Source organism: Stenotrophomonas sp. YJH_SMC_81 (genome assembly GCF_059370875.1).
In genome coordinates this window covers 16,001-41,351 of record NZ_JCAFUB010000006.1, presented here as the reverse complement: position 1 = coordinate 41,351, position 25,351 = coordinate 16,001, and the positions used below count along the sequence as shown (strand labels likewise).

Below are 25,351 nucleotides of genomic sequence, written 5' to 3'. Positions count from 1 at the left end.
CCGTTCCCGCATCAACTCACGTACTGCGCCTGACCGTTCCCGAACGACCAGTTCTCCTTCTTCACTTCCACCAGATTGATGAACACATCCTCGCGGCGGATGCCCACCGCCGCATACAGTCCATCGGCGATGCCGGCGTACAACGCCTTTTTCTGCTCGAGCGTGCGCCCTTCGTTCCAGGTGATCTGGATGCAGATGAAGTCGTCGGTGCGATCCACGCCCAAGTAGCCGGGGTCGTAGATCAGCGTGCCGGGCGCGTGTTCCTGGAAGATCTGGAAGCGGTCGTTTTCCGGAACGCCCACCGCGCGCATGGCCTGGTAGTTGTTTCGCCGACGCGTTGCAGGTAGTCGGCGGATTTACCTTTGCGGAGATCGATGCGGGCAAGCGGCATGGTGGCACTCCAGAGTGGATGGGTACGACGACAGGCTGAGACTACGCCTGCCCGGGGCCGCGGGACAGCGCAGGGATGGAACCCTCTGGCTCCATGCGTGGCATGTTCCCGCCTCCGCCGCGCGGGGTGACGCGATTGCCATGGCGGCGCCGCTCTGGAGTCGTCTTGTGCACGGTCGGTAGGGGCGGCGATGCGCGCCATCAGTGATGGGCCGCACTACTCGCGCGTGTCGAACGACACACATCGGAGAACGTCTGGCCTGCCTAGGGACAGTTGAGAATTTTCCTTACAGACCGATGTGATTGCCCGGCTTGAAGATCCCCGCGCCGAGGCAAGACGCCTTGGCCGGGATTGGCGTCTCGAATAAACGAATGAACACCCATCGCTGCGGTTTACGTCGCAGCAGAGAGAATGCACCGATTGCCTTCAATGGCGGCCGGTGCGTGGGGATCGACAGATCCGCCAGGCCTTCTTCTCGATGGGAGTTCGTTTGCCTTGGTACGCCAACCCGCACCGTCCGCCACCTTCACTCCGGAAGGTGGCCTTACGCCACTGAGGGTTTCGCCATGACCAACCGCACCGCCGTCCATCCCCGCCTGCACGCGCTTATCGGCGACGTCGCAGCCGACGTGCCCGGGGACCTCGCACGCGAGATCGAGTGCGCCCTGGACGCGCAGAATTTGTCCGCGCAGCTGCCCACTTTCTTCGCCCGTCTCAATGCGATCAACCAGGCCGACGGTGATGACGGACAGCCGTGCATCAGCCTCACCCTCGGCGCCAGCAATCACGCTTCGTTGCGCCGCTCGCTATCTGGCCTCGGCGCATTGCTCGACCTGCTGCAGGCCGCCGACCATGCGCGCAACGAAGGTGGCCCGGACGAACAGTTGGGCGCCTTCCATATCGACGGACTGATCGTGGCCGCCCGACAACTGGTGCGCGAGGCACATCATTGCCTCTCCGGCGGCGACGCCTGACCGGCCCGGATACGCTCCCGCTACAATCGCGCAGTGAGCGCAGGAGACCGCAATGGACGCCGAACACCTGGAATACTTCAAGGCCGCACTGGAAGGCCGCGCAACCGTGGGCTGGAACGTCTGGTTCGCCGCCAACCAGCACGCGCTGGCACAACAGCTGAGCCGCCCTGCACTGCTGCGCTTGAAGTTCAGCACACTGGATGAAGCCGAACGCCTGCTGGCCGAAGCCGGCATCGTGCCCCGCAGCACAGCGGGCAAGCGCTACGAAATGTACTGCGCGCAGTTCTCGCCGGACGTGGTGGACGCGAACGGTCGCCCGCTACCGGCCCTCTGGCGCGCGGCGCACGGCGGTGCCATCGGCCTGCTGGCCGACGGTGAGCAGGAGGCCGGCCAGGCGAAGCTGCTCGCGGAGTTCCGCCGCGTCCGCAAGCGCGGGCTGCAGCAGGCCCATGAATGGTTGGCCGATCTGTGCTTTGAGGGCGAGATGGAACTGACCAGCGGCAATGCCGAGGTGGGCCGTAGCCTATTGGCGGTGGTGGTGCAGGCGGGTAGCGGCCATGACCTGCTGGATGCCACTGCGATGATCGCGCGCGAGCTGCTGGAGCGGCACGGCTGAAAGGGCGTGTGCTTCCAGCTGATCCTGCTGGATCGCTGGTAACAAAAAAGCCCCCATTTCTGGAGGCTTCTTTCGTTCTGCAACATGGTGGGCGGTACAGGGATCGAACCTGTGACCCTTGCCGTGTGAAGGCAATGCTCTACCGCTGAGCTAACCGCCCGGTGTGTTGCTGAGCCGCTCATTATAGGGGCTTTTCAGAGGCCGTCAACAGTTTTTCACATTCGTGTTCACGGGCGTTTCGGGGCATGCAGCCGGGCATGGCCCGGCGCTACAGAAAGGCCCCGCGCGCAGCCTCACATCGTATGGGTCGGCTTGTCCGAGCCGGTAAGCCCGGCCAGCAGGGTCTCGATCTTGTGGCGCACGCCCTCGCCTTCGGCACCATCGGCCAGCTGCACGCCGATGCCGGCGGTGCGGTTGCCCTGCGCGCCTGCCGGGGTCACCCAGATCACCTTGCCGGCCACCGGCAGGCGCTCGCTGGAATCGGGCAGGGTCAGCAGCAGGAACACCTCGTCGCCCAGGAAGTAGCGCTTGGGCGTGGGCACGAAGATGCCGCCATTCTTCACGAACGGCATGTACGCGCTGTACAGCGCGGCTTTGTCCTTCACGGCCAGGGACAGGATGCCCTGGCGGGCGTTGCTGGCACTCATCGATTTCCCCTTCCGGCAGGCCGCTCGTTCACCTTGTTCCAAGCCAGCAGCAACTCGACCACCGCAAGGTCTGCACGCACCGTGGTGCGCAGCAGGTCGCGGGTGCGGTTGGCCGCATCGAACCAGGCTGCAAGCTTGTGCAATCGCTCCGGCGTGGTCAAGGCATCGGTGCTGGCCTGGGCCAGTGCCAGGTCGGCGGCAAAGCGCAGGCGCAGCGCCGCGTTGTCGTCACCGCACCACTTCTGCGCCAGCTCCACCGCGCCGGTCTTGCCGGTGACCAGCTGTTCCAGATCTCGACCGACTTCGCGGCGCAGGCTCAGGCCGTCTTCGCGCAGCCAGTTGTCGGCCTGGCCGGGATGGCCGCGGGCGGCGTCCAGCGCTTCGCGCGCCGATGCCTCGCTATGGCCCTGCTGCTGCAGCCAGGCCAGTGCTTCGTGCGGCGGCGGCAACTTGAATTCCAGGCGCTGGCAGCGGCTGCGGATGGTCTGCGGCAAGCGTGCCGGGTCGCTGCTGATCAGCCACAGGTAGCGGCCGGGCTGCGGCTCTTCCAGCGTCTTCAGCAGTGCGTTGGCCGCCGAGCGGTTGATCGCATCGGCCGGGTCGACGATCACCACCTGCGCCACGCCGTACTGTGGGGTCAGCGCCAGCTTGTCGGTGATCTCGCGCACCTGCTCGATCACGATCTCGGTGCGCAGCTTGTCGCCGCTCTTGTTCGGAATGAAGCTGACCAGCTGCAGGTCCGGGTGTGTACCCGCTGCGATCAGCTGGCGCGTGCGCGTGGCGTGGGCTGCATCGCCCTGCGCCAGCACGTGGTCGGCCAACGCCAGCGCCACCTCATGCTTGCCCAACCCGGCCGGACCGCAGATCAGCAGGCCATGACCGAGGCGACCGGCGTCGAGCGCGGCCACCGTCTGCTCGAACGCGCGCTGCTGCCACGGTGAAAAGGTACTCATGCGCCCTCCCCGCCCTGCAGCCAGCGCTCGACACGCGCAACCACGTCGGCGGCCACGCGTTCCTGCACCTGGCCGGCGTCGATCAACGCAAAGCGCTGCGGGTCCTGCTGTGCGCGGCTGCGGAACACTTCGCGCACGCGCTGGAAGAAATCGTCCTGCTCGCTCTCGATGCGGTCCGGCCACAGGTCACGGCCGTTGGCGCGCGCGCGGCCTATGGCCACGTCCACGTCCAGCAGCAGGGTCAGCCCCGGCAACAGGCCGACCGCGCGACGCTCCAGATCGGCAATCCACTGCGGATCCAGGCCACGGCCACCGCCCTGGTAGGCATAGCTGGAATCGGTGAAACGATCGCTCAGCACATAGGCGCCGCGCTGCAGTGCTGGCTGGATCACCTGGCGCACGTGCTGCGCGCGCGCGGCGAATACCAGCAGCAGCTCGGCTTCGGCGCTGAGCGGTTCGGCGGCGATCTCGGCATCGGGTTTCAGCACCAGGCCGCGGATGCGCTCGGCCAGTGGCGTGCCGCCGGGTTCACGGGTCAGCACCACCTCGTGGCCGTGGCCGCGCAGGCACTCACGGATGGCATTGATGGCGGTGGTCTTGCCCGCGCCCTCGCCGCCTTCCAGGCTGACGAAACGCGGGTGGCGAAGCAGCGCGGGACTCATTGCGCCGGGGTCTCCTGGGTACGTTGCTGGCGCAGCTGCTGCAGGTAGCGCGCCACGGCGGCGTTGTGCTGGTCCAGGCTGGGCGAGAACACGTGCGCGCCGCTGCCATCGCCCACGGCGACGAAGTACAGCGCGTCGCCCGGCGCCGGCTGTGCGGCGGCCATCAGCGCGTCACGGCTGGGCATGGCGATCGGGGTCGGGGTCAGGCCGGCACGGGTGTAGGTGTTGTAGGGGGTGTCGGTGGTCAGGTCGCGACGGCGGATGTTGCCGTCATACGCAGCACCGAGGCCGTAGATCACGGTCGGGTCGGTCTGCAGGCGCATGCCGATCTTCAGGCGGCGCATGAACACCCCGGCAATCTGCGGGCGCTCGCTGGCCAGCGCGGTTTCCTTTTCGATGATCGAGGCCAGCGTCAGCAGTTCGTAGGGCGTGTTGATCGGCAGGTCCGGCGCGCGGCTTTCCCAGGCCTCGTCCAGCGCCTTTTCCATTGCGGCGTGGGCGCGCTTGAGCACGTCCAGGTCGCTGTCGCCGCGCTGGTAGACGTAGGTCTCCGGCAGGAAGCGGCCTTCCGGATGCTGGCCACCGAAGCCGAGGCGCTGCATCAGCGCGGCGTCATCAAGCGTGTCGGTGGTGTGCAGCAGCGGTTCGGCGCGCTTGAGTGCGGCACGCAGCTGGCGGATGTTCCAGCCCTCGACAATCGTGACGCGGTGCTGCAGCACCTTGCCGGCGCGCATGCGCAGCAGCAGCTCGCGCGGGGTCAGCTCGCCACTGAGCGCATACTCGCCCACCTTCAGCTTGCCGGCGGCATCGAGCTGGCGCGCCAGCAGCTGCCACTGGGCGTCCTGGCCCTCGTCCACGCCGGCATCGCGCAGCTTGCGCAGCACGCTGTTCATGCCATCGCCGCTGGCGATGACCACGCTCTCGGCGGACGGGGTGATCGGGGCATCGGCGAAGCGGGTCTGCTGGTAGAAGAACCACGCGCCCGCGCCGGCCACGACGGCGGCCAGCACCACCACCAGCGTTACCACGAACAGACACCCGCGCTTGGCTCCCGCCATGGACTACCTCTGAACTCGATTCCGTCGTGCAGGATACCGTGCCGGTGGATCGGGGTCATGACCGGGGTGGCGCAGGCACCCGGTAGTGCCGGCCGCTGGCCGGCAATCGCGCGGATCGTGGACGAATGAGGTTGCCGGCCAGCGCCCGGCACTACCCCTGCTGGCCGAGCGCGCGCAGCAGGCCGCGGGCCTTCGCGCGGGTCTCGTCCAGTTCCTTGTCCGGGTCCGAATCAACCACGATGCCGGCGCCGGTGCGGAAGCTCACCTCGTGGCCATCCACTTCGGCGGTACGGATCAGGATGTTCAGGTCCAGGTCGCCATCGCGGTTCAGCCAGCCGAACGCGCCGGTGTAGGCACCGCGCGGCACCTGCTCCAGCTCGCTGATGATCTGCATGCAGCGCACCTTGGGGCAGCCGGTGATGGTGCCGCCCGGGAACGTGGCGGCGATCACCTCGCCGGGCGTGACCTCCGGGCGCAGGTGGCCGCTGACGTTGCTGACGATGTGGTGCACATGCGCGTAGCTCTCCACGGTCATCAGCTCATCGACAACCACGGTGCCGGGCAGACAGATACGGCCCAGGTCGTTGCGCTCCAGGTCGATCAGCATCACGTGCTCGGCACGCTCCTTCGGGTGGCCGACCAGCTCCTGGATGCGCGCGGCATCATCGTCGCCCTCGAAGCGCGGACGCGTGCCGGCAATCGGACGCGTCTGCGCGTGGCCGGCATGCACCGACACCAGCCGCTCCGGCGAGGAGCTGACCACGTGGCGGCCGTGCGCGCTGAACAAGCCGGCGAACGGTGCCGGGTTGGCACGGCGCAGCTGCGCGTACAGCGCCTGCGGGCTGACCGGCGCAGCGAACTGCGCGCTCCAGCGCCGCGACAGGTTCACCTGGAACACATCGCCGGCACGCAGGTAGTCGATCACCCGGCGCACGCCGTCGGTGAAGCGCTGCGGCGCATCCTCGCCCACCGACTGCGGCGGCTGCCAGCCCTGCCCGGCCTCCGGCAGCGCCTGCGACGCCAAGGTCACCAGCGCCTCCAGCAGGGCCTGCTCACCGGCTTCGGCGATGATGAAACTGGCGTCGTTGTGATGGTCATGCAGCACGGCGGCCGGGCAGCGCAGCGCCAGCGCGGTCGAGCGGCCGTCCTCGCGCGCGCGCGCCGGCAGCACCGGTTCGATCTGGCTGGCCACTTCGTAGTCCAGCATCAACGCCCAGCCGCCGCGGAACGGCAGGCTGTGGCTGCCGTCGTGCGGCAGGCGTTCGTGCTGCCAGGCGCGATCCAGCGCCTGCAGGAACGTGCCGGGCTGCACGGCACCCTGCAGGTCGCGCACCTGGCCGTCGGCATCCAGCCGCAGGCAATCGCCCTGCGCGGCCAGCAGCAGGCTCCAGCGGCCCTGGGCGGTGCCCGAGGCGGTGGATTCCATCAGCAGCGGGAAGCGTGCCGGGTCGTGCTGCTGCAGGGCCAGCAGATCGATCGGGTGCGGCAGCGGGTGGATCAGCGGTGCGTGGGTCATGATGGCCAGTTCAGGGATTCAGATGCACGGAAGCCGCCTTGCGGCGGCCTCCTCGTGCGTAATGCACGTTCAGTCGAGCATGGCCCGACGCTACAACCCGGTCAGACGCGCTTGAAGATCAGCGTGCCGTTGGTGCCGCCGAAGCCGAAGCCATTGGACATCACCACGTCAACCTTGGCCTGGCGTGCTTCGTTGGGCACGTAGTCCAGGTCGCAGCCTTCGCCCGGCTGCTGCAGGTTGATGGTCGGCGGAATGACGTTGTCCTGCAGCGCCATCACCGAGAAGATCGCTTCCACGCCGCCGGCCGCGCCCAGCAGGTGGCCGGTCATCGACTTGGTGGAGCTGACCATCATCTTGTAGGCGTGGTCGCCGAAAGCGGTCTTCATCGCCATGGTCTCGCCCAGGTCACCCAGCGGCGTGGACGTGCCATGCGCGTTGAGGTAACCCACCTGTTCGGGGGTCACGCCGGCGTCCTTCATCGCCATGACCATGCAGCGCGCGGCACCTTCGCCGTTCTCGCTCGGCGCAGTCATGTGGTACGCGTCGGAGCTGGCGCCGAAGCCGGCCAGTTCGCAGTAGATCTTCGCGCCACGGGCCTTGGCGTGCTCGTACTCTTCCAGGATCAGGATGCCGGCGCCGTCGCCCAGCACGAAGCCGTCACGGTCCTTGTCCCACGGGCGCGAGGCCTGTTCCGGGGCGTCGTTGCGGGTGCTCATCGCCTTCATCGCGCAGAAGCCCCCCACGGCGGTCGGCGACGAGCCACGTTCGGCACCACCCACCACCATCACGTCGGCGTCGCCGTACTGGATCATACGCATCGCGGTGCCGATCGAATGGTTCGAGGTCGCGCACGCCGACACCGCCGAGAACGACGGCCCCTTCAGGCCGGCGATGATGCTCAGCTGGCCCGGCAGCATGTTGATGATGGTCTTGGGCACGTAGAAGGGCGAGATCTTCTTGCCCTCATGGAACTCGATGGTCTGCTCTTCGATACCGAGCAGGCCGCCGATGCCGGCGCCGACAATGGCGCCGATGCGCTCGGCATTGGCGTCGGTGATCTCCAGGCCCGAGTCGTGCAGGGCCATGAACGACGCACCGAGGCCGTAATGGATGAACGGGTCCATCTTCTTGGCATCCTTGCCGCTGACCCGGTACTTGCCGAACAGTTCGTTGTCGGCGGTGATGTCAAAGCCCTTGACCTCACCTGCAATCTTGGTGGTGAACCGGTCCAGGTAGGCATCAGAAATGTTGGTCAGCGGACCGATGCCCGAACGACCCTGGGTGATGCCTTCCCAGCTGCTGGCCAGATCATTGCCCAACGGCGAGACGATACCCAGGCCGGTTACGACGACGCGACGCTTCATTGCTGATTCTCCTGACCCGAAGGTTCAATCGGGTAACACGGTTTGCTTCGGTGTGATGCTCAAACACACGGGGCCGCAACTGCGGCCCCATGGGGTGCGGTGCGCGGCGAGCGGAGACCCGCGCGCACTGCCGTCTGACATCAGGCCTTGACGTGGGCCGTGATGTAGTCGATGGCGGCCTGCACGGTGCTGATCTTCTCGGCTTCTTCGTCCGGGATCTCGCACTCGAATTCTTCTTCCAGGGCCATCACCAGCTCGACGGTGTCCAGCGAGTCAGCGCCCAGGTCATCGACGAACGATGCGCTGTTGGTGACTTCATCTTCCTTGACGCCAAGCTGTTCGACGACGATTTTCTTGACGCGTTCTTCGATGGTGCTCATGGGATCTCGCTCCAGATGGAGTTGTGGTTCAAAAGTGGTCGCCATCAAGGGCGATGGCCGTGGGATAGTGTAGTGGAAACCGGCGCGGCCTTGCATTGCAGCAAAAACCTCCGCAGATCAACCACTTGCGGCGCAATCCCTGCGCCCCTTGCTTACGGCATGTACATGCCGCCGTTCACATGGAGGGTTTCGCCGGTGATGTAACCGGCAGCCGGGCTGGCCAGGAACGCCACCGCATGGGCGATGTCCTCCGGCGAACCCAGGCGTTCGAGGGCGATGTCGTTGATCAGCGCGGTACGCGCTTCTTCCGGCAACGCCTTGGTCATGTCGGTGTCGATGAAGCCGGGTGCGACAACATTGACGGTGACGCCGCGCGAGCCGATTTCCTTGGCCAGCGACTTGCTGAAGCCGATGATGCCGGCCTTGGCGGCCGCGTAGTTGGCCTGCCCGGCATTGCCGGTCACGCCCACCACCGATGCGATGTTGATGATGCGGCCCTTGCGCGCCTTCATCATGCCGCGCATCACCGCCTTGCTGGTACGGAACACGCTGGTCAGGTTGGTGTCGATGATCGACGCCCAGTCCTCGTCCTTCATGCGCATCAGCAGGTTGTCGCGGGTGATGCCGGCATTGTTGACCAGGATCGAGATCGGGCCGAATTCCTTGGCGATGCCATCGAGCACGCTGTCCAGCGCGGCGGCGTCGGTGACGTTCAGCGCGCGGCCGTGACCGCCGTGGGCGGCCAGGCGCTCACCGATCGCGGCGGCGCCGGATTCGGTGGTGGCGGTGCCGATGACGGTGGCGCCCTGGGCGGCCAGCAGATCGGCGATGGCGGCGCCAATGCCACGGCTGGCACCGGTGACCAGTGCGATTTCACCCTGCAGGGGCTTGCTCATGATGTTTTCCTCAGACGGGAGCGGCCGCCGCACCGTGCCGCTTGCAGCGGCCACCGGTACGGTCGGCAGGAACAGGGAAGGTCAGGCCGACCATGCCTCGCGGGCGCCTTCGAAGTCGCCCGGCGTGGCCAGCGGACGGCCGTCGATGGCCTTGTCGATGCGCTTGACCAGGCCGGTCAGCACCTTGCCTGGGCCGCACTCGGCGATCTGGGTGATGCCGCGGGCGGCCAACGCCTGCACGCAACCGGTCCACTGCACCGGCTGATACAGCTGCTGGACCAGCGCAGTGCGGATGGCGTCCACGCCGTCGTGCACCTGGGCATCGACGTTCTGCACCACCGGCAGCTGCGGCGCCTGCCAGGACAGGCCGGCCATCACTTCGGCCAGGCGGTTGGCCGCTTCGCGCATCAACGGGGTGTGCGAGGGCACGCTGACGGCCAGCTTGACCGCCTTGCGCACGCCCTTCTCGGCCAGCAGCGCCAGCGCACGGTCGACCGCGTCGGCGTCGCCACCGATCACGATCTGGCCCGGCGAATTGAAGTTGGCCGGCACCACTACCTGGCTGCCTGCGGCTTCGGCGCAGACATCCAGCACCAGCTGGTCTTCGGCACCGAGCACGGCGGCCATGGCGCCGACACCGGCCGGCGCCGCTTCCTGCATCAGCTGGCCACGCAGGCGCACCAGGTGCGCACCGTCATGCAGGCTCAGCGCGCCGGCGGCAACCAGGGCGGTGTACTCGCCCAGGCTGTGGCCGGACAGCACCGACGGGCGCGGACCGCCCACGGCGTTCCAGGCACGCCACACGCCGATACTCGCGGCCAGCAGGGCCGGCTGGGTGTATTCGGTACGGTTGAGCATTTCCTCCGGGCCGCCCTGGGACAGCGCCCACAGGTCGACGCCGGCACCATCGGATGCCTCGGTGAAGGCTTCACGCACCTGCGGATGCAGTTCGGCCAGCTCGGCCACCATGCCCACAGACTGCGAGCCCTGGCCGGGGAAGACAAAAGCGAGGGTGGATACGGTCACGCGGTCATCCGCTTGTTGCAATCGAAGCGGGCCATGATAAGGGGGAATCCGCTGTGTCGTCTGTACGTGCGCGTATGCAGGCGTATGGAGCAATGACAGGGTCAGATCCCTTTTCCACGGGAAATGGGATCTGACCCCGGCCAACGATCAGCAGAACAGCTGCAGCACGTCCAGATCGCCGTCGGCGAGGAAATCCACGCACAGGCCCACCAGCATCAGCACGCCAGCAGTGCTGGCACCGTGGGTGATGAAGATCGAATGGGCCAGCGCGCGCGCTGAGCGGCCCAGCTTCATGCAGACCCTGGCCAGGCTGCGCAGGCGGCCACTGACCGCATGCACGTGCTCGCGCACCGGCGCCTGGGCCTCGCCCATCGCCTCGGCCATCATCGCCTGCAGATGTTCGGGGCGATCAGCGTAGTACTTGGCCACGCCATAACCGAACATCAGCCAGTCGCGGGCCTGCGCTTCGGACAGGTCCATCACTTCCAGCGGATCTTCCTCGAAATCGATGAAGCCGACCTGCTGCCCATCCCAGGTGAGATTGCGCGGCAGCGGCTGGCCAAAATAGGCGCCGCGCGCATGCGCTTGGGCAATGGCCTGCATCGCCGCCATCACCAGCCGATCACGACCTGCTTCGTCGGCTTCGCGCAGGCAGGTATTGAACGAGCTGCCGTTGTCGCCGATTACCAGCGCGGCATGGCCGGTGCCCAGCACGTTCGGCACGTTCACGCCTTGGGCCTGCAGCTCTGCAAGGCGGCGGGCCTCGGTTTCGCGCGCGGCGTCGCCGCCACGGTGCGGAGGAGGACGAAGGGCGTCGAGATGGAAACGACGGGCAACAAAATTGAGCAGGCCCAGGGCCAGCGCCCGGCTTCCCTTGCCGTACTGCTTCAGCCAGGCACGTTGCCCTTCGATGACGATGGGCTCAACCATGACAGGTCCTCCTTAAACGCGTTACGGCCCCGAAGGGCCGTAACGACAAGACTTCACATTGTCGTAACTTGCACTATCAATAGCGCAGCAGGGCCGAACCCCAGGTGAAGCCGCCACCAAAGGCTTCCAGCAGCAGCAGCTGGCCGCGCTCGACCCTGCCCGAACGCACGGCGGCGTCCAGCGCCAGCGGCACCGAACCGGACGAGGTGTTGCCGTGCTTGTCGACGGTCACCACGACCTGGTCCATCGACATGTCCAGGCGCTTGGCGGTGGCTTCGATGATGCGCAGGTTGGCCTGGTGCGGGATCAGCCAATCCAGGTCGGACTTGTCCAGGCCGTTGGCGGCGAGGGTCTCGTCCACGACCGAGTCCAGCGCCTTGACGGCGTACTTGAACACGTCGTTGCCCTTCATGTTGATGGTGCCGCCACCATTGGCGCCATCCTTGAAGCCGGTCGAAACGCCGACCGGGTTCCACAGCAGTTCCTTCTTGCTTCCATCGGCATGCAGGTGGGTGCTGAGGATGCCGGTCTCTTCGTCGGCCTTGAGCACGACGGCGCCGGCGCCATCACCGAACAGCACGCAGGTGGTGCGATCGTTCCAGTCGACCATGCGGGTCAACGTTTCGGTGCCGATCACCAGCACGTGCTTGCAGTCGCCGGAGCGGATGAATTTGTCGGCCACGCCCAGCGCGAACACGAAGCCGGAACAGGCTGCGTTGACGTCGAAGGCGGGGCACCCGGCCACACCGAGCTTGGCCTGGATCAGGCACGCGGTGGACGGGAAAATAAGGTCAGGCGTGGTCGTGCCGACCACGATCATGTCGAGCTGCGAGGCATCGATGCCTGCGGCTTCAAGCGCGCGCAGGGCGGCGTTGTAGCCAAGGTCGCTGGTGGTCTCGCCTTCGGCCGCGATGTGCCGTTCACGAATTCCGGTGCGCGACTGGATCCACTCATCCGAGGTTTCGACCATTTTTTCCAGGTCGGCGTTGGTCAGGACTTTCTCCGGCAAATAGCTACCGGTGCCCGCGATCCTCGAATAGATCCGCTTGCTCATCATGTTTCCTGTTGCGCGGGCCGCCGATCACCGGCACGCCCGGGAAAGAAGGCAAAGGCCGCTGCCCGGAGGCAGCGGCCTTCCCGGCACATCAATCTTCTTCGACGGCCGAGGTCTTGGTCTGGATGACCTTCTTGCCGCGGTAGAAACCGTCAGCAGTGATGTGGTGACGCAGGTGCACTTCGCCGGTGGTCGGGTCGGTCGACAGCTGCTTGGCGCTCAGGGCGTCATGCGAACGGCGCTGGCCGCGGCGGGACGGGGTAACACGGGATTTCTGGACAGCCATGGGATTGCTCCAAACTCGGTTCGTTTTGCTTCGTCGTTTCGTCGCACAGGACGCCAGCGCCCAGCACACTTTTCGCTTTCGCCGCAGCCGCCGACGACAACCGGCTGCTATTGTTTCTTCAATGCCGCCAACGCCGCAAACGGGTTGGCCTTCTTTGTTTCTTCTTCGCTCGGTGCCCAGTCCTTGTCGACTGCTTCACCGTCGGGCGACAGCGGCACCACAGGCACCGCCAGCACCAGCTCGTCCTCGACCAGGTCCAGCGGACGCAGCTGGCCGTCTTCCGGCACCAGCAACGCCTCGTATTCCTCCGGCAGGGACGATTCCTCGTCCTCGTCGCGGATCAGGCCAAGCCTCTGGGTCACCTTCACCGGCAACAGGAATCGCTGCATGCTGCGCTGACACGTCAGCGGCAACGCGGTGTCGATGGTCAGTTCCACATAGGATACCCGCAAGACGTCGTCGCGACCGAATTCAAGCGAGTAGACACACTCGCCGTCGGTATCTGCGACCAACCCCTGCAGGCGGGTCAATTCAGCCAGGGAGACCTGACCGTCGAAGCGCCTTCGCGCTACAACCATCCGCCAGGCATCCAGCGTTTCGGGCACGTTCGCGGACATAAGCCGCTGAATACTAAGGATCGCACCGCCCGCTGTCAAATGCCCGCCATACAGGACTTGCTGCTGGCGTTGCCGGCGGGCCAGACTGCCGCGCCCTGCCTCGGTATTCTCGCATGTCACTGGTCCTGGCCTCCACCTCCCGCTACCGTCGCGAACTGCTGCAACGGCTGGGCCTGCCCTTCGACTGCGCACGCCCGGAGGTGGATGAAACACCGTTGAACGGCGAGGGCCCGATGGCCCTGGCCACGCGCCTGGCCGCCGCCAAGGCGGCCGATGTCGCCGCGCGCCATCCGGGTGCCTGGGTGATCGGCTCGGACCAGGTGGCCGACCTGAACGGCCAGCCGCTGGGCAAGCCTGGCACGGTCGAGGCGGCCTGTGCGCAGCTGGTGGCGATGTCCGGGCAGACGGTACGCTTTCACACGGCAATCAGTCTCAGACAGGATGGAGAATCCCTCGCCGCCCTGGATCTGACCGAAGTGCACTTCCGCGCGCTGGACTCGCAGGAGATCGCCCGCTACGTCGCCACCGAGCAGCCACTGGACTGCGCCGGCAGCTTCAAGTGCGAGGGCCTGGGCATCAGCCTGTTCGAGGCGATCGACAACCGCGACCCGACCGCGCTGGTCGGCCTGCCACTGATCGCGCTGTGCGGCCTGCTGCGCAGGGCCGGATTCGCGGTGCCGTGAACGGTAGAGCCGAGCCCATGCTCGGCTGCTTTTTTCGAGGATGCCTGCCATCTGAATCGGACGCAGCCGGGCATCGGCTCGGCTCTACAGGACCAGAGGACCTCAACGAACCTCGAACGGTTGCTCCTGCCACGCCTCCACGCTGCCATCGCGCCCGTGCAGGCGCAGGCCGAGCCAGTGCCGGCCCGGCGCCAGCGTGGTGGTGTCCAGCGACGCGTCGAAGCCCACCGCCGGATGCTGCGGATCGGTACTGTCCGGCCAGGCGGGGCGAATGTCGAACACGCGCCCGTAACGCGCGTCTCCGATCGAGCGGCCATCAACCAGCACTTCAACCCGCGCCAGCCCGACCCCATCCTTGAATGCCCAGCCCTTGATGGCGAGCGTTCCGGAGACCTTTTCACCGTTGGACGGCGCATCCAGCCAAGCCATTGAGGGCGTTACGCAGGCCCCCTGTGCACGCTTGGCCGGCAGCCGGAACAGCAGGAACCGCTGGAAGCCATGATCGCTGCTGACCACGCGTGGCGCCGGCAACGGCCCCACCTGCTCGCAGATGGTGTGATAGCGCGCCAGCAGGTCGCGGTAGCGCTGGTCACTGGGTGACAGCACCAGCAGCATCGGCACACTGCGCGGGCCTTCGTGCAGCAGGTCCCACTGCGCCAGCTGTGCGGTGCGCCCATGCTTGTCGTTGAGCGGATGTGGCAACACCTCGATATCGCCATTGCCCAGCTGGAAGCCCAGTTCGGCACCGACCTTGAAGTTGCCCGCCAGGACACGCGTACCCGGTGGCATCTGCCGCAGTTCGTCACGCACCGCCACGGCCAGTGGCTGCCAGCCGGCAAAGTTGCGCGGGTAGTACTTGCTGCCGGCCATCTGCTCGCGAAGTGCCGGCGTGGACGCCATCAGGTAGTAGCCGAACGCCAGCACGGTACCTGCAGCGGCCAGCCACCAGCCGGTACGGCGCAACCAGCGCGGCCAACCGTTGAGGACCACCGGCACGGCCACCAGCAGCGCCAGGTAGCCTGGCAGCGGCCAGTGGAAACTGATCCGCTCGACATCGGTGAAGAAGCCCAGCAGGAAGATGCCCAGCGTCGACACCCCGCCCACCAAGCCGAAATAGCGCCACTGCACCCGCGCCCCACCGCCACTGCGGGTACCCGCGAGGGCGACCTTCCACATCGCGATGCACAGGATCGGCGTCACCAACATCGGCTGGATCACCAGGAACCACAGCCCCTCCCACTCGAACGTCCACGGGTGGCGCTCGACCACCTGGAACTTCAGGCCGGCGTCGTGGTTGTCGGCATTCCACGCCAGCAACGGCAGCCAGGCCAGCACGCCCACCGCCAGCGCCACCCATACGCGCGGGTCGGCCAGCATGCGACGGCCCTGCGGCAACGCCAGCAACGCAATGAAGCCGACACCGATGACACCAATGAAACGGTAGTGGCTGAGCGCACCGATCAGCAGGCCCAGCGCCAGCTTCATCGCCGAGGACGCGTCCACGCTGTGCAGCAGGCGTGCACCTGCGTGCAGGCAGATCACCGCCGCCAGCGCCATCGGTACGTCCGGCACGGCCAGCAGGCCCAGCGTGGCCGACAACGGCATCAGCAGCGTCAGGCTGCCCGCCTGCCAACCGGCCACGTTGCCGAACCAGCGCGTAGCGATGCGCACCACCAGCAACGGCAGCAGCGCACCGATGGCCAGGAACGGCAGGCGCAGTGCGAGTACGTGATGGCCACCGATCTCCACGCCCAGGCGTGCAAGCCAGGCGGTCAGCCCCGGCAGGTCGGAATAGGCAGCGGCCAGATGCTGCCCTTCCTGCCAATAGAACGCCTCATCGACGAACAGCGGCAGGCGCGCAGCCACCACCAGCTTGGCCGCTGTGATCAGCGTCCATAACCAGAGAAATATTGTCCGCGCGCGCTGTTCGCCTTGCATTGCTCTATGGATAATCGAGTGGATTCCAGACCTGAGACGATCATGCCAGCCTCGTCCCCCAATCCCAGCATGCTAACCGATCAACTGCGCCAGGCCCTGCGGGAGGCACAGGATCAGGTGAACGCACTGGTGCTGGGCAAGGTGCCGGAAGTCAGGCTGGCCTTTGTCGCCCTGCTTTCTGGCGGCCACCTGCTCATCGAGGATCTGCCCGGGCTGGGCAAGACCACGTTGGCGCATGCATTGGCCAGCAGCCTCGGTCTCAGCTTCCAGCGCGTGCAGTTCACCTCCGACCTGTTGCCGGCGGACGTACTTGGCGTTTCGGTGTACGAGGCCGGCAGCCGCCAGTTCCAGTTCCATCCCGGCCCGGTGTTCACCCACGTGCTGCTGGCCGATGAGATCAACCGTGCACCGCCGCGGACACAGAGTGCGCTGCTGGAAGCGATGGCCGAGCAACAGGTCACACTGGATGGACAGACACATCCACTGCCCGATCCGTTCTTCGTCATCGCCACGCAGAACCCGGTCGACCTGTCCGGCACCTTCCCGTTGCCGGATTCGCAGCTGGATCGTTTCCTGCTGCGGCTGGCGATGGGCTACCCCAGCGCGCAGGCCGAGCGCGAGCTGCTGCGCGGCAGTGATCGCCGCGACCTGATCGCACGCGCGGTGCCAAAGCTGGACGACACCCAGGTGCGTGCATTGCGTGAAGCGGTTGGCCAGGTGCATGCCAGCGACGCGCTGATCGACTATGTGCAGGCGCTGCTGACCCGCAGCCGACACCATGCCGGCGTGCGCGTAGGCCTGTCACCGCGCGCGGGACTGGCCCTGCTGCGTGCCGCCAGGGCACATGCGCTGCTGCTTGGCCGCGGGCATGTGGTGCCCGAAGACGTGCAGACCCTGTTCGTGGCGGTGGCCGGCCATCGCCTGGTGGCCGAAGCCGAATCCAGCTCCGGGCCGGCGCTGGCGCGGGCGATCCTGCAGACCGTCGCGGTGGACTGAAGGTGGCCACACGCTGGGCACGCATGCAGCTGCTGGCACGCCCCCGCAGGCCCGAAGCCCTGCCGCAGCGACTGGACCGCCATCGCATCTACGTGCTACCGACACGCTTCGGCCTGTTCGTCGCCACCCTGCTGTCGGCGATGCTGCTGGGCGCATTGAACTACAACAACAACCCGGCCCTGCTGCTGGCGCTGCTGCTGGCCGCGGCAGCGATCGCCAGCGCCATCGCCGCGCACCTGCAACTGTCCGGCATACAGATCGATGCAATCTCCGCCGAACCAGTACCGGCCGGGCATCCCCTGCGCCTGCGCGTGGACCTTTCGTTGCGCGACCCGCGCGCGCGCCACGGGCTGCACCTGCAGCTGGGCGCAAGCGAGGCCTGGGTTGCACTGCCTGCACACGGTCGCGGCGAAGTGGAGCTGGATGTTCCCAGCGAGCGCCGCGGCTGGCTGGAACTGCCCCGCATCCGCCTGTCGAGCACGCAGCCGCTGGGACTGGTGCGGGCATGGTCGTGGGTGTGGCCGGAGCAACCGCTGCTGGTCTACCCGCTGGCCGAGGCCCAGGCACCGCCCCTCCCTGAAAGTGGCAGCGATCCCCTGCACACCCGCGCCCACGCCACGGGCGAAGAGCTGCATCAGCTGCGCCCCTATCGTGCCGGCGATGCTCCGCGCAGCATTGCCTGGAAACACTCGGCGCGCCGCGACAGCCTGCTGGTACGCGAGTACGAGAAGCCGATCGGCATCGAAGTGGTGCTGGATTGGCGCACGCTGGCAGCGCTGGGCCATGAAGCGCGCATCGCACGCCTGGCACGCTGGGTCGACATGGCCGAACGCGAAGGCCGTCGCTATACGCTGCTGCTTCCGGCCCATCCGCCGTTGGGGCCCGGCCAGGGTGCCAGCCACCACCACCTGTGCCTGCGCGCACTGGCATTGATGCCCCATGACTGAGCCTGCCGTCCTGCTCGACCGCAACGCCCGCAGCTGGACCCTGGCCAGCGCAGCGCTGGCGCTGCTGCCACTGCTGCTGCAGCTGCCGCCGGTGCTGGCCAGCGTGATCGCGATCGCCGCCGTGCTGACCGCTGCGCTTTCATGGCGGCGGCTGCTGCCGATGCCGGTCCGCCTGTTGCTGGTGCTGGCCATGCTTGCCGCCATCGTCTGGCAGATGGGCATGGTGCGGCCGGGCCGCGATACCGGCTGCGCATTGCTGGCAGCGATGCTGGCGATCAAGTCCAGCGAGCTGCGCAACCTGCGCGATGCGCGCAGCCTGCTGGGCTTCGCGTTGTTCTCGCCGTTCGCGGCCTTCCTGCTCGACCAGGGGCCGCTGACCACCGGGCTGGCAGCGCTGGCCGCAGTTGCCGCACTGCTGGCCCTGCAACGCCTGGCCCTGGACGAGGGCCACAGCCCTCGCCTGCCGCTGCGCGGACAACTGCGTGGCGTCGGCCGCCTGCTGGGGATCGGCCTGCCACTCGCGCTGGCCTGCTTCTGGCTGTTCCCGCGCTTGTCCACGCCGCTGTGGGGCGTACCCGAGCGAGCGGTGGGCACACCGGGCCTGGCTGACAGCATGGCGCCGGACCAGTGGCTGGACCTGATGGCCGACGACACCCCGGCGTTGCGCGTGCAGTTTTTCGGCGCGGTGCCCGAGCCTGCGCAGCGCTATTGGCGCGGCCCGGTGCTGACGTCGTTCGACGGCCACCGCTGGAGCCGCGATCGCGCGACGGCCGGGCGCCCCGCACCGGTAGTCGAAACCGCCGCACAGGGTTGGGACTACCAGATCGACTACGAGCCCACCGACCGTCGCCTGCTGGTGGCACTGGACCTGCCCAGCCGCGCACCGGAGGGCAGCAGCTTCGATGCCGACATGAGCCTGCGCAGCGACCGCACGCTGTCCGCGCTCAGCCGCTGGCGGTTGCATTCGGCGCCGCCGCAACGGTTCGACACCGATCTGTCGCCCTACCTGCGCCGCGCGGCGCTGCAGCTTCCGCCGGGCTTCAATCCGCGCACCGCCCAGCTCGCGCGGCAATGGCGGCAGGAGGCCGGCAGCGATGACGAGGCCATCGTCCGCCGTGCGCTGCAATGGATCACCCGCGACTTCTCCTACACGCTGGATACACCGGTTGCGGGGCGCGATCCGGTCGACGATTTCCTGTTCAACTACAAGGCCGGCTTCTGCCAGCACTTCAGCTCGGCCTTCGTAGTGCTGATGCGCAACGCCGGCATTCCGGCCCGGGTGGTGACCGGCTTCGCAGGCGGCACCCGCAACCGCATCGGCGACTACTGGGTGGTGCGTCGCATGGATGCCCACGCCTGGGCCGAAGTCTGGCTGCCGCAACGCGGCTGGGTGCGGGTCGACCCGACTGCCGCCGTGGCACCCGAACGCATCCTGGACACCCTGGACGACCGCCTGCAGGCCGGCACCGATACCCCACTGCAACAGCGCTGGCTGCAGCTGGGGCAGATGGGTGACTGGCTGCGCCGCGGCTGGAACGACCTGGTGCTGTCCTTCGATGCACGCCGCCAGCAGCAACTGCTCAAGCCGTTCGGGCTGGATGACCTCGGGCCGGCGCAGCTGGTGACCGGATTCGTGGTCGCCGCCCTGCTGGCACTGGCGTGGATGGCCTGGCTGCTGGCCCGCGGCGAGCGCGAGCGCGACCCGCTGCTGCGCGCCTGGCACCGGCTCGGGCGGCGGTATGCGCGCCTTGGCCTGGCCCGCGAACCGCACGAAACCGCACAGGACTGGGCACAGCGGGTTCACCGGCAGCGACCCGACCCGACCCTGCTCGCGCTCAGCCAGCGTTTCGCCGACGCGCGCTACGCTGGAACTTGCACCGACCTCGCTTCATTATTGCGGGACCTGCGCAGGCATCGCCCGACTTCCGGAGCCTCCCCATGAACACCAAGTTCCTCCTCACCGCTGTGGCCACGCTGGCCCTGTCGGCCTGCGCCACGGCCCCCAAGCCGCTGCAGGGACAGTTCAGCCTGGTTTCCCCGCGCGACTCGGTCGCCACCCAGCAGGTCGGCACGCCGGTCCGATGGGGCGGCCGCATCATCGAGACCAAGCCCGGCCAGGGCGAGACCTGCTTCCAGATGATCTCGCGCCCGCTCAACGCCAGTGGCCGCCCGAACACCACCTCGTCCGACGCCAGCGACGGCCGCTTCATTGCCTGCCGCGCCGGTTTCTACGACCCGGCCGTGTTTGAAGCCGGGCGTGACGTGACCTTCATCGGCAAGATCGACGGCTACCAGAACACCCGCATCGGGGACTACGACTACCGCCTGCCGAAGCTGTCGGCCGATGTGATCTACCTGTGGCCGGAACAGCGCCAGGTCGATGTGGTGCCCTACCCCTATGGCCCGTGGGGCCCCGGTCCGTGGGGCCCGTACTGGGGTGGCTACGGCCGTTGGGGCTGGTGGTGATCGCCACCCACCCTGCATGATCGGAAAAGGCCGCCTTCGGGCGGCCTTTTTCATCCACGCATGCATGGACAGGGCTTCAACGCCCCGGCGTACCGAAATGCCCCAGCGGCGCGCCGGCCAGCAGGTGCATGTGGATGTGGAACACGGTCTGCCCGGCATGTTCGCGGCAGTTCATCACGATGCGGTAGCCGTCCTGCGCGAAACCCTCGCGGCGCGCGTATTCGGCAGCGGCCAGGGCCAGCTTGCCGACCAGGTGCGCCTGCGACGGCTGCAGGTCGTCCAGGGTCGGGATGATCTCGTTCTTCGGAATGAACAGTACGTGCACCGGCGCCTGCGGTGCGATGTCCTTGAAGCCCAGCACCTCGTCATCCTCATAGACGATGGTGGCCGGGATCTCGCGACGGATGATCTTGCTGAAGAGGGTTTCGTTGCTCATGGTCGGCCTCGGCGGGAGTGTCTTCCGCATTGTAGGCCGGCCGCGCCGGGCGATGCCCGGGTGGTCCTCAATCGCGGAATTCGCTGCGCGTCCCGAACGCGTGCGACAGCGTGCCGCGGTCAACGTATTCAAGCTCGCCGCCAAGCGGCAGGCCCTGTGCCAGCCGGCTGGGCTGCACCTTGCGCGCGCGCGCCAGCTGCGCAAGGTAATGCGCGGTGGCTTCGCCTTCGACGGTGGCACTGGTGGCGATGATCAGCTCCTGTACCTCACCTTCGGCCAGCCGCTGCTCCAGCTGCTCCAGGCCCAGCTCGCGCGGGCCGACGCCATCGAGCGGCGACAGCCGGCCCTGCAGCACGAAGTAGACACCGCGAAACCCCGTCGCGTTCTCGATCGCGAGACGATCGGCCGGCGATTCAACCACGCACAGCTGGCTGCGCTCGCGGCTGCTGTTGGCACAGGTCGGGCACAGCTCGGTTTCGCTGAAGTCGCGGCACTGCGCGCAGTGGCCGATACGCTCCACCGCCAAGGCCAGCGTTTCGGCCAGGCGCTGGCCGCCTTCGCGCTCGCGCTCGAGCAGGTGGTAGGCCATGCGCTGCGCCGTCTTCTGGCCTACGCCAGGCAGCACCCGCAGTGCGTCGATCAGTTGTTCAAGCAGGGGTGCGGACACGGCGGCATGCTTTGATGGCGCCGAGCGAGCTCGACGGCTACAGATTCTGTGGCATCCGCTTGCACGGATGCCACGCTGGCAATCAGAACGGCAGCTTCATGCCCGGCGGCAGCTGCATGCCGGCGGTGGCCGAACCCATCTTCGACTTCGACTCGGCATCGATCTTGTTCGAGGCATCGTTGAAGGCGGCGGCGATCAGGTCTTCCAGCATCTCCGGGTCGCTGGTCAGCGACGGGTCGATGCGCACCTTGCGGCATTCCTTGGCGCCGGTCAGGGTCACGCTGACCATGCCGCCGCCGGCACTGCCGGTCACTTCGATCCTGGCGATTTCTTCCTGGGCCTTCTGCAGGTTTTCCTGCATCTTCTGGGCCTGCTGCATCAGTTGGGCGATATTGCCGCGCATAGTGTCTTACTCGTCAAAAGAACGGATGGAATCGGAAACAACCCGGGCACCGTGCTGTTGGATCAGCACCTGCACTTCCGGGTCATCCATGAAAACGGCCTCTGCCACCTGCTGCCGCTCGCCACGCTGGCGGTCGGCACGCTGATGCAGGGTCTCGGCCGGAACGTGTTCGGTTTCCACGGTCTCGACCACGATCTTCGGCGCCTGGCCAAGGGCCTTCTCCAGCATCTCGCCCAGGGCAGCCAGCGCGCGCTCCGAGCGCAGGTACTCAAATCCGGGCGAAAGGCCCAGTTTCAAGGTCCCGTGCTGGCAGCTGATGAAGGCGGCGTTGGCAGCCAGCTGCCGCGAGGGGCCGCTGAGACCGCTGTTGGCGACCAGGTCCAGCCAGTCTTCGGCAGTGGCCAGCTCGCTGACACCTTCCTGCGGTGCGGCCTCACGCGCCGGAGCCGGTTCGGCCGGCGCAATGGCAATACCTTCGGCGCGGAACGAACGCTCCGGCGGCGCAGGCTCGCCTGGATCCGCGGCGGGAGCCGGCGGTTCATGCCAGGGCGCGACCATGGCGGCATCCGGGCCGGCCATCTCGGCCGCCAGAGCCCCATCCCGCGCCTCGGCTTCGTCGGTGGCCCACGGCGGCAGGTCATCGCTTGCCTCTGCAGCGATGGCAGGCGCCAGCGCCTCGGCCTTCACCGGCGGCGGTGACACGGGCTCTTCCACCGGAACCGGCTCGGGTTCAGGCGTCGGATCCGGCTCCGGTTGCGGGGCCGGCTCGGGTTCGGGTTCAGGTTCGCGCGGTGCAGCCGCCGGAGCGGCCACCTGCGCCGCCACGGCCGGGCTGGCCGAAGCGACGGCAGCAGCCGGCGTCGCTTCATGGCTTCCGGCATGGGCGCCACCACCGGCAGCGTTGCCACCCGGCGTGCCTCCCACCGCACCGTCGACGGCCTTCGGCACCGGCGGTACCGCTGCGGCCGGACGGAACGCCAGCATGCGCAGCACCGCCATTTCAAAGCCCGCGCGCGGGCTCGGTGCCAGTGGCAGGTCGCGACGGCCATTCAAGGCCATCTGGTACCAGAGCTGCACCACTTCCGGGCGCAGGCGCTCGGCGAATGCCGCCACATCCAGGCCTTCCGCCACGGCGGCGCCCGGCACCAGCTGCTGCACCTGGATGCGATGCAGGCCTTCGGCCAGCGCTTCCAGCACGCCACTCCAGTCCGGCGAGAATTCGGCCAACGCGGCCACCACCTGCAGCAGGCGCGGGCCATCGCCCTCGGCCAGCGCATCGAGCATCGCTGCCACCTGGGTGCGATCCACAGTGCCCAGCATGGTGCGCACCACATCCTCGCGCAGCGCGCCGCCGGCATAGGCGATCGCCTGGTCCAGCAGTGACAGGCCGTCACGCAGGCTGCCGTCAGCGGCCTTGGCCAACTGCACGATGGCGCTGCCGTCGGCCTCGATCTCTTCCGCCGCCAGGATGCGGGTCATCTGGCCCTGGATCTGGTCTTCGTCCAGGCGCTTGAGATTGAACTGCAGGCAGCGGCTGAGCACGGTGACCGGCAGCTTCTGCGGGTCGGTGGTGGCCAGCAGGAACTTCACGTGCTCCGGCGGCTCTTCCAGCGTCTTCAGCAGTGCGTTGAACGCCGCCTTGGACAGCATGTGCACTTCGTCGATCAGGTAGACCTTGTACTTGCCGCGCGAAGGCATGTACTGCGCGTTCTCGATCACCTCGCGCACGTCGTCCACGCCGGTGTTGGACGCGGCGTCGATTTCCAGCAGGTCGATGTAGCGACCGGCGTCGATGTCCAGGCAGGCGGCGCACTGGCCGCACGGGTCGGCACTGGTGCCCTGCTCGCAGTTGAGCGACTTGGCGAAGATGCGCGCGATGGTGGTCTTGCCCACGCCACGGGTACCGGTGAACAGGAACGCGTGGTGGACCCGGCCGCTGTCCAGCGCATTGCTGAGCGCACGGACCACATGCTCCTGGCCCACCAGCTCGGCAAAACGCTTCGGACGCCACTTGCGGGCAAGGACGAGATAGGACATCAGGCCACCGTTTTCCATCGGAAGTTCCATTGTGCCATGCCTGTCCAGCCCCTTCGCCAACAATGCCCCCGGATGCGTCCCTGATCTGGGCGCTTGTGTCCGGCCGCGCCGCCCGCTAGAATCTGCGCCCCTGCTGAGGCGTTTGCCGATGGCAGGGATCCGGAGAGGTGTCCGAGTGGTTGAAGGAGCACGCCTGGAAAGTGTGTAAGCGTCTAAACCGCGCTTCGGGGGTTCGAATCCCCCTCTCTCCGCCAGATAAATGAAGAAGCCGCCCAGTGGGCGGCTTTTTTATTTGGCTGGCGGGAATCGCCGCAGCTACTACCGGACTGAACAGGTCTTGCCGTCGTGGCCGGTCCAACGGCCCGCCCGCCGACGGCGCGCGATCCGCCGCAGGTCATCTGCGCCGGAGCAGTCTCCGCACGCAGGCGCCGACGAACGCCAGCCCCAGCAGCACCCACACGACCGTCATTCCCCACAGCGCACCGAACGTATCCAGGACCGGCTCCAGCCGCGGTTGCGCCGGGTCGTAAAGCACGCGTACCGGCTGCCCAGGCTCATAGCCGAAGATCATGCCGCCCTGCGGGTACGAGACGCGTTGGCCGGTCGCGGTGGTGAACGCGACCTGCGGATGCGATCCGCCGGCGTTCAGGCGCTCAACCTGGCCATCAACGGCCTGCGCGACCTCCAGGAACTCAAGACGATGTGTCACCTCGAAGGCGGCCACGGCAAGGATCAACAGACCCACCACGCCAAACAGCAGACCGCGCATCAGCTGGGCAGTCCGGAAAAAAGAAGGGTCGGGCATCGCTGGGCAGCTCCGTTGCAGGCGGGAAGACGAATGGGGCCGGCGGATCCTGCCGCGCGGTCACTCCCGTTGCCCGACAGCATAACCCAGAGGCCACCCAGCCCCCTCCGCACGCTATGGTGGCTGCATGAGCCTTCGTGTCTACCAACCCGCCGACGCACGCGCCTGCCTGTCGATCTTCGACAGCAACGTACCCACCTACTTCGCGCCCGAAGAGCGCAGCGACTTCGAACGCTTCCTGCGCGAGCAGGCCACGGGCTGTGCATTCCAGGTGATCGAGCGCGATGGAAACGTCGTCGCCTGTGGTGGCCTCTCGCGCCGTGGCGACGGCAGCGCCGGCTTCTGCTGGGGCATGGTGCAGCGCGCGCTGCACCGCCAGGGGCTGGGCCGCACACTGGCACTCGCGCGCCTGCGCCAGGCCGAAGCGGATCCCTCGATCAAGCGCATCGCGCTCAGCACCAGCCAGCACACCCAGGGCTTCTATGCCGGCCTGGGTTTCCAGGTGGCGCGCATCGTGCCCGATGGGCATGGCGCCGGGATCGACGCCGTTGAAATGGAGCGGGAGCTCTAGCGCTCCCGCCCCGGTGCCATCCGCGCAGGGCG

Annotated in this window: 27 protein-coding genes, 2 tRNA genes and 1 pseudogene; 9 read left to right on the top strand and 21 right to left on the bottom strand. The window is 67.4% G+C overall.

What is annotated here, in order from left to right; genetic code table 11:
* Nucleotides 1–11 precede the first annotated feature (11 nt).
* Nucleotides 12–391, bottom strand: a pseudogene (locus AC5P8U_RS13755) (tautomerase family protein).
* 566 nt (nucleotides 392–957) lie between these two features.
* On the opposite strand from AC5P8U_RS13755, the gene AC5P8U_RS13750 reads away from it, so the two are divergent.
* Together AC5P8U_RS13750 and AC5P8U_RS13745 are read left to right on the top strand one after the other, a co-directional pair.
* The gene (locus tag AC5P8U_RS13750; RefSeq protein ID WP_111007628.1) at nucleotides 958–1,365 is read left to right on the top strand and encodes a hypothetical protein; all 408 of its coding nucleotides are present in this window, start codon (nucleotides 958–960) and stop codon (nucleotides 1,363–1,365) included.
* Nucleotides 1,366–1,417: 52 nt separating this feature from the next.
* Entirely contained in the window at nucleotides 1,418–1,981 is a 564-nt protein-coding gene (locus tag AC5P8U_RS13745) for a hypothetical protein (protein WP_005415515.1), read from the top strand.
* Between the two features lie 85 nt (nucleotides 1,982–2,066).
* Here the strand turns inward: AC5P8U_RS13745 and AC5P8U_RS13740 are convergent.
* From AC5P8U_RS13740 to AC5P8U_RS13675, 14 genes are all read right to left on the bottom strand, one after another.
* A tRNA-Val gene (locus tag AC5P8U_RS13740) sits at nucleotides 2,067–2,141 on the bottom strand.
* A 133-nt stretch (nucleotides 2,142–2,274) separates the two neighbouring features.
* Nucleotides 2,275–2,628, bottom strand: coding sequence for a PilZ domain-containing protein (locus tag AC5P8U_RS13735; RefSeq protein WP_005412452.1), 354 nt, complete (start codon nucleotides 2,626–2,628; stop codon nucleotides 2,275–2,277).
* On the bottom strand, nucleotides 2,625–3,581 hold the full coding sequence (locus AC5P8U_RS13730) for a DNA polymerase III subunit delta' (RefSeq protein WP_334271328.1): 957 nt from the start codon (nucleotides 3,579–3,581) through the stop codon (nucleotides 2,625–2,627). Before AC5P8U_RS13730 ends, AC5P8U_RS13735 begins: the two co-directional genes overlap by 4 nt.
* Nucleotides 3,578–4,243: a dTMP kinase gene (tmk, locus tag AC5P8U_RS13725; RefSeq protein WP_072168229.1), complete on the bottom strand. Its 666-nt coding sequence runs from the start codon at nucleotides 4,241–4,243 to the stop codon at nucleotides 3,578–3,580. The genes AC5P8U_RS13730 and tmk overlap by 4 nt, the downstream gene beginning before the upstream one ends.
* Nucleotides 4,240–5,301 (bottom strand): endolytic transglycosylase MltG, encoded by a 1,062-nt coding sequence (gene mltG / locus AC5P8U_RS13720; RefSeq protein WP_072168230.1) that lies wholly within the window; start codon nucleotides 5,299–5,301, stop codon nucleotides 4,240–4,242. The genes tmk and mltG overlap by 4 nt, the downstream gene beginning before the upstream one ends.
* Nucleotides 5,302–5,452: 151 nt before the next feature.
* A complete protein-coding gene (locus AC5P8U_RS13715) occupies nucleotides 5,453–6,817 on the bottom strand; it encodes an aminodeoxychorismate synthase component I (RefSeq protein ID WP_072168231.1) in 1,365 nt (454 codons plus the stop codon).
* A 101-nt stretch (nucleotides 6,818–6,918) separates the two neighbouring features.
* Nucleotides 6,919–8,181, bottom strand: a complete 1,263-nt coding sequence (fabF, locus tag AC5P8U_RS13710; RefSeq protein WP_252744369.1) for a beta-ketoacyl-ACP synthase II — start codon at nucleotides 8,179–8,181, stop codon at nucleotides 6,919–6,921.
* Nucleotides 8,182–8,321: 140 nt separating this feature from the next.
* Entirely contained in the window at nucleotides 8,322–8,561 is a 240-nt protein-coding gene (acpP, locus tag AC5P8U_RS13705; protein WP_061480516.1) for an acyl carrier protein, read from the bottom strand.
* Between the two features lie 152 nt (nucleotides 8,562–8,713).
* Nucleotides 8,714–9,457, bottom strand: coding sequence for a 3-oxoacyl-ACP reductase FabG (fabG, locus tag AC5P8U_RS13700; protein ID WP_005408312.1), 744 nt, complete (start codon nucleotides 9,455–9,457; stop codon nucleotides 8,714–8,716).
* An 81-nt stretch (nucleotides 9,458–9,538) separates the two neighbouring features.
* On the bottom strand, nucleotides 9,539–10,483 hold the full coding sequence (fabD, locus tag AC5P8U_RS13695) for an ACP S-malonyltransferase (RefSeq protein ID WP_072168232.1): 945 nt from the start codon (nucleotides 10,481–10,483) through the stop codon (nucleotides 9,539–9,541).
* A gap of 147 nt (nucleotides 10,484–10,630) precedes the next feature.
* Nucleotides 10,631–11,413: a BUD32 family EKC/KEOPS complex subunit gene (locus tag AC5P8U_RS13690; protein ID WP_072168233.1), complete on the bottom strand. Its 783-nt coding sequence runs from the start codon at nucleotides 11,411–11,413 to the stop codon at nucleotides 10,631–10,633.
* A 76-nt stretch (nucleotides 11,414–11,489) separates the two neighbouring features.
* On the bottom strand, nucleotides 11,490–12,467 hold the full coding sequence (locus AC5P8U_RS13685; protein ID WP_005415505.1) for a beta-ketoacyl-ACP synthase III: 978 nt from the start codon (nucleotides 12,465–12,467) through the stop codon (nucleotides 11,490–11,492).
* Nucleotides 12,468–12,558: 91 nt separating this feature from the next.
* On the bottom strand, nucleotides 12,559–12,753 hold the full coding sequence (gene rpmF, locus AC5P8U_RS13680) for a 50S ribosomal protein L32 (protein WP_005408308.1): 195 nt from the start codon (nucleotides 12,751–12,753) through the stop codon (nucleotides 12,559–12,561).
* 107 nt (nucleotides 12,754–12,860) lie between these two features.
* On the bottom strand, nucleotides 12,861–13,370 hold the full coding sequence (locus AC5P8U_RS13675) for a YceD family protein (protein ID WP_049404889.1): 510 nt from the start codon (nucleotides 13,368–13,370) through the stop codon (nucleotides 12,861–12,863).
* A 113-nt stretch (nucleotides 13,371–13,483) separates the two neighbouring features.
* Between AC5P8U_RS13675 and AC5P8U_RS13670 the strand changes: the two genes are divergently transcribed.
* On the top strand, nucleotides 13,484–14,053 hold the full coding sequence (locus AC5P8U_RS13670) for a Maf family protein (protein WP_447897390.1): 570 nt from the start codon (nucleotides 13,484–13,486) through the stop codon (nucleotides 14,051–14,053).
* Nucleotides 14,054–14,155: 102 nt separating this feature from the next.
* Here the strand turns inward: AC5P8U_RS13670 and AC5P8U_RS13665 are convergent, their stop codons facing one another.
* Nucleotides 14,156–15,991 (bottom strand): glycosyltransferase family 39 protein, encoded by a 1,836-nt coding sequence (locus AC5P8U_RS13665; protein WP_032953980.1) that lies wholly within the window; start codon nucleotides 15,989–15,991, stop codon nucleotides 14,156–14,158.
* 42 nt (nucleotides 15,992–16,033) lie between these two features.
* On the opposite strand from AC5P8U_RS13665, the gene AC5P8U_RS13660 reads away from it, so the two are divergent.
* The 4 genes from AC5P8U_RS13660 to AC5P8U_RS13645 are packed head-to-tail and all read left to right on the top strand — an operon-like array spanning nucleotide 16,034 to nucleotide 20,400.
* Nucleotides 16,034–16,987 (top strand): AAA family ATPase, encoded by a 954-nt coding sequence (locus tag AC5P8U_RS13660; RefSeq protein WP_049417066.1) that lies wholly within the window; start codon nucleotides 16,034–16,036, stop codon nucleotides 16,985–16,987.
* A 23-nt stretch (nucleotides 16,988–17,010) separates the two neighbouring features.
* Complete coding sequence (locus AC5P8U_RS13655) at nucleotides 17,011–17,934, top strand: DUF58 domain-containing protein (protein ID WP_061480523.1); 924 nt, start codon at nucleotides 17,011–17,013, stop codon at nucleotides 17,932–17,934.
* Entirely contained in the window at nucleotides 17,927–19,876 is a 1,950-nt protein-coding gene (locus AC5P8U_RS13650; RefSeq protein ID WP_353761530.1) for a transglutaminase TgpA family protein, read from the top strand. The genes AC5P8U_RS13655 and AC5P8U_RS13650 overlap by 8 nt, the downstream gene beginning before the upstream one ends.
* On the top strand, nucleotides 19,873–20,400 hold the full coding sequence (locus tag AC5P8U_RS13645) for a Slp family lipoprotein (protein ID WP_005415498.1): 528 nt from the start codon (nucleotides 19,873–19,875) through the stop codon (nucleotides 20,398–20,400). The genes AC5P8U_RS13650 and AC5P8U_RS13645 overlap by 4 nt, the downstream gene beginning before the upstream one ends.
* Before the next feature lie 76 nt (nucleotides 20,401–20,476).
* Here the strand turns inward: AC5P8U_RS13645 and AC5P8U_RS13640 are convergent, their stop codons facing one another.
* The 4 genes from AC5P8U_RS13640 to dnaX all read right to left on the bottom strand — a co-directional run bounded on the left by AC5P8U_RS13640 (nucleotide 20,477) and on the right by dnaX (nucleotide 23,961).
* The gene (locus AC5P8U_RS13640; protein WP_005415497.1) at nucleotides 20,477–20,836 is read right to left on the bottom strand and encodes a histidine triad nucleotide-binding protein; all 360 of its coding nucleotides are present in this window, start codon (nucleotides 20,834–20,836) and stop codon (nucleotides 20,477–20,479) included.
* A 67-nt stretch (nucleotides 20,837–20,903) separates the two neighbouring features.
* Nucleotides 20,904–21,503: a recombination mediator RecR gene (gene recR, locus AC5P8U_RS13635; protein WP_005415496.1), complete on the bottom strand. Its 600-nt coding sequence runs from the start codon at nucleotides 21,501–21,503 to the stop codon at nucleotides 20,904–20,906.
* An 82-nt stretch (nucleotides 21,504–21,585) separates the two neighbouring features.
* Nucleotides 21,586–21,906: a YbaB/EbfC family nucleoid-associated protein gene (locus tag AC5P8U_RS13630; RefSeq protein ID WP_019659509.1), complete on the bottom strand. Its 321-nt coding sequence runs from the start codon at nucleotides 21,904–21,906 to the stop codon at nucleotides 21,586–21,588.
* A gap of 6 nt (nucleotides 21,907–21,912) precedes the next feature.
* Nucleotides 21,913–23,961, bottom strand: a complete 2,049-nt coding sequence (gene dnaX / locus AC5P8U_RS13625) for a DNA polymerase III subunit gamma/tau (protein ID WP_252744378.1) — start codon at nucleotides 23,959–23,961, stop codon at nucleotides 21,913–21,915.
* 143 nt (nucleotides 23,962–24,104) lie between these two features.
* On the opposite strand from dnaX, the gene AC5P8U_RS13620 reads away from it, so the two are divergent.
* Nucleotides 24,105–24,197: transfer RNA gene (locus tag AC5P8U_RS13620), tRNA-Ser, on the top strand.
* Between the two features lie 140 nt (nucleotides 24,198–24,337).
* Here the strand turns inward: AC5P8U_RS13620 and AC5P8U_RS13615 are convergent.
* Nucleotides 24,338–24,748 (bottom strand): DUF3592 domain-containing protein, encoded by a 411-nt coding sequence (locus AC5P8U_RS13615; protein ID WP_269777698.1) that lies wholly within the window; start codon nucleotides 24,746–24,748, stop codon nucleotides 24,338–24,340.
* A 127-nt stretch (nucleotides 24,749–24,875) separates the two neighbouring features.
* On the opposite strand from AC5P8U_RS13615, the gene AC5P8U_RS13610 reads away from it, so the two are divergent.
* The gene (locus AC5P8U_RS13610) at nucleotides 24,876–25,319 is read left to right on the top strand and encodes a GNAT family N-acetyltransferase (RefSeq protein WP_072168253.1); all 444 of its coding nucleotides are present in this window, start codon (nucleotides 24,876–24,878) and stop codon (nucleotides 25,317–25,319) included.
* Nucleotides 25,320–25,351 lie beyond the last annotated feature (32 nt).